Here is a 4,156-nt window from a genome sequence, read left to right on the forward strand (position 1 = left end):
CGTCCGCCCTTCTCCCCGTCCGGCGGGGACCCCGGAGAATCCGACGAGGCTCTCGCGCTCCGGATGAGGGGCGGCCCGGACGCCGAGGTCGCCCAGTCGACCGCACTGCTCATCGCCCGGCACTGGCAGCCGGTGCACGCGTACGCGGCCATCTGCCTGGCATCCTCGGCGCAGGTCGCCGCGATGGTCACCGGCGCCGCGTTCCACCAGGTCTTCGACCGCCTCAACCTCGGCGAACCGGCTGCCGCGCTGCGCCCACGGCTGCTGGTGACCGTGCGTGACACCGTGCGCCACTGGGCCGCCGCGGAGGACATAGCCGCGGTGCTGCCCGCGTTGCAGAAGCCCGCCGGAGGGCGCGGTATGCGCGCCGCGCAGTCCATGACCCCGGAGAACCGCGAGCTGGCCCAGCGGTCGTTCCAGTCCCTGCCGCCCTTCGCCCAGTGCCTGCTGTGGCATGTCGAGGTCGAGGCGGAGCCGGTGTCCGTCCCCGCGGGCCTGCTGGGCATGGACCACGACACCGCGACGGACTCGCTGGACCAGGCCCGGGAGAAGCTCCGCGAGGGCCTGGTGCGGGCCCACCGGGACCTGTCGCCGACCACCGAGTGCCGCCACTACAACCGTCTCCTCGACGTCCCGATGCGCCGCGGGAGCGGGTTGCTGCCGGACGTCCAGCGGCATCTGGTGGACTGCCGCTACTGCCGTGCCGCCGCCGAACAGCTCGGCCACTTCGAGGGCCGACTCGGTGTCCTGCTCGCCGAGGCGGTGCTCGGCTGGGGCGCCCGCCGCTACGCCGACTCCCGTCCCGGCCGCTCGGCCCAGGAAGGTGTCCGCGGGCGCGGCACCGGCGGCCGCCGCGGCCGCGGAGCCCGCCGCGCGGCCTCCCGCAGCATCCTCGCCCGCATCCCGCTGCCGACCCGCCGGTCCCCGGACGGGACCCGCTCGCCGAACGCCCTGCGCACCGGCGTCGGCCTCGCCTCGGCCGGGGTGCTGACGACCCTGCTCGTCGTCGGGCTCTGGCCGGGCGACGACGGCGGCGCCGACCCGGCAGCCTCCGCCAGCGTCACCGGCGGCCAGGCCTCGGCCCCCGCCACCGACTCCCAGGCCGCGTCCGGCGGCGCCCGGCTGCCGACCGGCCCCCGGCAGACCCGGCTGCGCAACGCCGACGCCGACCTGTGCCTCGACATCGCCGGCGTGCCGAAGGCGGGCACGGCGGCCGAACTCGCCGTCTGTTCCTCGGCCTGGACCCAGCAGTGGACGTACGAGGACGACGGACTGCTGCGCAGCATGGCCGACCCGGCGCTGTGTCTGGACGCGCACGCGGACGCCGGTGTCGTCATCCTCGGCACCTGCGCCGAGCAGACCGACGCGCGCGGCGACGATGTGCGCTACGACCTCACCGTGCAGGGCGAGTTGCTGCCCCGCTGGGACGAGACCCTGGCCCTCGCCCCTGCGGGCGGCGACCCTGGCGCGGGCCTCGTCGTCAAGGCCCGCGACCACTCGCTCGGCCAGCGCTGGCTGTCCGAGGTGACGTCGACCGACCCGAGTGCGTCGGCCGTCACCGGCAAGGCGACCGCCCGGCCGGTCGAGCTGTCGGGCAGTAAGGCCTGACCGGCCGCGCCCCGCCACCCGGCGCGCTCACACGGGGTCCTCGACGAGGTCCGCGGCGCCGACGTCGGCGGGGCGCGCATGTCCGGACAGGGCCAGGGTGAGGTCCAGTTCGGCGAGCAGACAGCGGATCACGTGCTCGACGCCCGATTGACCGTCGAGGCCGAGGCCGTAGGCGTACGGGCGGCCGAGCAGCACCGCCCGCGCCCCGAGCGCGAGAGCCTTGAAGACGTCGTCGCCGGTGCGGATGCCGCTGTCGAACAGGACCGTGAGGCGGTCGCCGACCGCCGCGGCCACCCGCGGCAGCGCGTCGGCCGCGGCCACCGATCCGGCCACCTGGCGGCCGCCGTGGTTGGAGACCACCACGCCGTCCATGCCGGCGTCGGCCGCGAGCCGGGCGTCGTCCGGGTGCAGGATGCCCTTCAGCACGATCGGGCCGTCCCAGTTCTCGCGCAGGAACGCCAGGTCCGGCCAGGTCTTGGCGGGGTCCGCGAACATCCCGACGAAGTGCATCACCGCCGCGTTGGGGTCCTCGTGCACCGGCTTGGCCAGCCCTGCCCGGAAGGCCGGGTCGGAGAAGTAGTTGGCGGTGCCCACGCCGTGCAGGAACGGCAGATAGGCCTGGTCCAGGTCGCGCGGCCGCCAGGCCAGCAGCGGGGTGTCCAGGGTGACCAGCAGCGCGGTGTACCCGCAGGCCTTGGCCCGGTTCAGGAAGCTCCGGGTGACCTCGCGGTCCTTGGCCCAGTACAGCTGGAACCAGCGCTCCGCGTCGCCCATCGCCTCCGCGACCTGCTCCATCGGCGTGCTGGACGCCGAGGACAGGATGTAGGGCACGCCCTGCGCGGCGGCGGCCCGCGCGGCGGCCGACTCGGCGTCCGGGTGCATGATCGACAGCACGCCGATCGGCGCCAGCGCCAGCGGGGCGGGCAGCGGGCGGCCCAGCACCTCCACCGACAGATCGCGCTCGTGCACGTCCCGCAGCATCCGCGGCACGATCCGACGGCGCTCCAGGGCGGCCCGGTTGGCGCGGGCCGTACTGCCGTCGCCCGCGCTGCCCGCCACATAGCCGACCGGGCCGGGGCCGAGCCGCTGCTCGGTCAGCTCCTCCAGCCGGGTCAGATCGGTGGGCAGCCGGGGGACGGCACCCGTCATCCCGTTGAGGTAGATCTCGTACTGGAAATCCGCCCAGTGCTTGGCCATTCCTGTCGCCTCTCGTCGTCGAGTGTGCGCTGCACGCCGACCATACCCGCGGGTATGTGACGATCCGCAGGCCAGGGGCCGACCGTCCCGGGGCTCGGCGATGCGGTTCGAAGATGAACACAAGACGGCGCGAAAAAGTCCACCGCGAGCGGAAGTGGAATGTTTCCGGACTATTAACGAGCACGTGAAAACGGGCCATCTGGCCGGTTCCTGAGAGCGGAAACCCCACGGTTGAGCGGATGTGCTGTTCGAATTCCGTGACTTCGCGCCACTGATTCAATACGCAAGGTTACTGAAACCTGTGGGTTCGATGTGTGTTTCGACGGCGGACTCGGCAGACTCGCGCTCGCCGCCGCGGCACCCACCGGTCCGCGGTCGGCTCACCCTCGAATCAAGCGGAAGGATGCACACAATGCGGAGCACCGCGCGCCTGGCAGCCACCCTCGGCCTCACCGCCGCCGCCGTCTGCGGACCCCTCACCGGGGCCTCGGTCGCCGCCCAGAGCGCCAGCCCGATGTCGCTCTACGCCCCCTCGGCCCTGGTACTCACCATGGGTCACGGAGAGAGCGCGGCCGTCGCCTCCCCGGCGCGGGCGGTCACCCTGACCTGTGCCCCGACGGCGTCCGGCACCCATCCGGCCGCGGCCCAGGCCTGCGCCGAACTACGCGCCGCCGGCGGCGACCTCGATGCCCTGACGACCCGGGGCGACGTGCTGTGTACCAGGGAGTACGCCCCGGTGGTCGTCACGGTCGACGGAGTCTGGCAGGGCAAGCGCGTCTCCTACGAGCGCACCTTCGCCAACGCGTGCGTGAAGAGCGCCTACGGGACCAGCGTCTTCGAGTTCTGACCCCATGGACCGGGATCGTACGGCCTCCGTGAGCACGAGGAGAGGCCCGCAGGTGGGGAGTGCGAGCCCCAGTCGCGGGGCCCGTGCGATCTCGCACCAGGGGCCGGCCGGGCGGAGTGGGGCCTCCGGCCGGCCCCTGGCATCACGTGGAATCCCGCCGCTGTCCGGGCAGTGCCGGCAGCGGCGGGAAGCGGCCCAGCAGGCCCGCCGCCCGCAGCAGCCGGTGCACCCGGGGGTCGTCGGAGACGATCCGCAGGCGGCCGCCGTGCTCGACGGCTCGCGCCTCGGCACGGCACAGCACGCGCAGCGCCGAGCAGTCGAGGAACGCGACCGGCCGCAGGTCGACCAGTACGTCCGGGAGCGGCGGCGAGACCGCCGCGGTCAGGTGTTCGGCGACCAGGTCGGCGGTGGCGATGTCCACCTCGCCCGTCACCTCGACGACGGTGAACGGGCCGCTCGTCCGGGTGCGGGCACAGGCGTTGGGGGCTGGGGGAGGGTCGCGGT

The 4,156-nt window shown here is 73.9% G+C and carries 4 protein-coding genes; 2 read left to right on the forward strand and 2 right to left on the reverse strand.

Going from position 1 to position 4,156, the window contains the following annotated elements; all coding sequences use genetic code 11:
• On the forward strand, nucleotides 1–1,608 hold a 1,608-nt coding region (locus tag FNH09_RS45035; RefSeq protein ID WP_238427477.1), incomplete at its 5' end, for an RICIN domain-containing protein.
• A 27-nt stretch (nucleotides 1,609–1,635) separates the two neighbouring features.
• On the opposite strand, the gene FNH09_RS45040 is transcribed toward FNH09_RS45035, so the two are convergent.
• Nucleotides 1,636–2,805 carry a lactate 2-monooxygenase gene (locus tag FNH09_RS45040; protein WP_152895659.1) on the reverse strand — a complete coding sequence of 390 codons (1,170 nt, stop codon included), beginning with the start codon at nucleotides 2,803–2,805 and terminating at the stop codon, nucleotides 1,636–1,638.
• Between the two features lie 412 nt (nucleotides 2,806–3,217).
• Here FNH09_RS45040 and FNH09_RS45045 point away from each other — a divergent pair, with 412 nt between their 5' ends.
• Nucleotides 3,218–3,652: a protease inhibitor gene (locus FNH09_RS45045; RefSeq protein ID WP_152895660.1), complete on the forward strand. Its 435-nt coding sequence runs from the start codon at nucleotides 3,218–3,220 to the stop codon at nucleotides 3,650–3,652.
• A 142-nt stretch (nucleotides 3,653–3,794) separates the two neighbouring features.
• Here the strand turns inward: FNH09_RS45045 and FNH09_RS45050 are convergent.
• Nucleotides 3,795–4,156: STAS domain-containing protein (locus FNH09_RS45050; protein WP_152895661.1), on the reverse strand; the 362-nt coding region annotated here is incomplete at its 5' end.

It is taken from the genome of Streptomyces adustus (assembly GCF_009377175.1).
Taxonomy (GTDB): domain Bacteria; phylum Actinomycetota; class Actinomycetes; order Streptomycetales; family Streptomycetaceae; genus Streptomyces; species Streptomyces adustus.

Excerpts from the sequence above, each read along its gene's own strand:
- FNH09_RS45040 (WP_152895659.1), bottom strand. The coding sequence starts at position 2,805 with ATGGCCAAGCACTGGGCGGATTTCCAGTACGAGATCTACCTCAACGGG.
- FNH09_RS45045 (WP_152895660.1), top strand. The coding sequence starts at position 3,218 with ATGCGGAGCACCGCGCGCCTGGCAGCCACCCTCGGCCTCACCGCCGCC.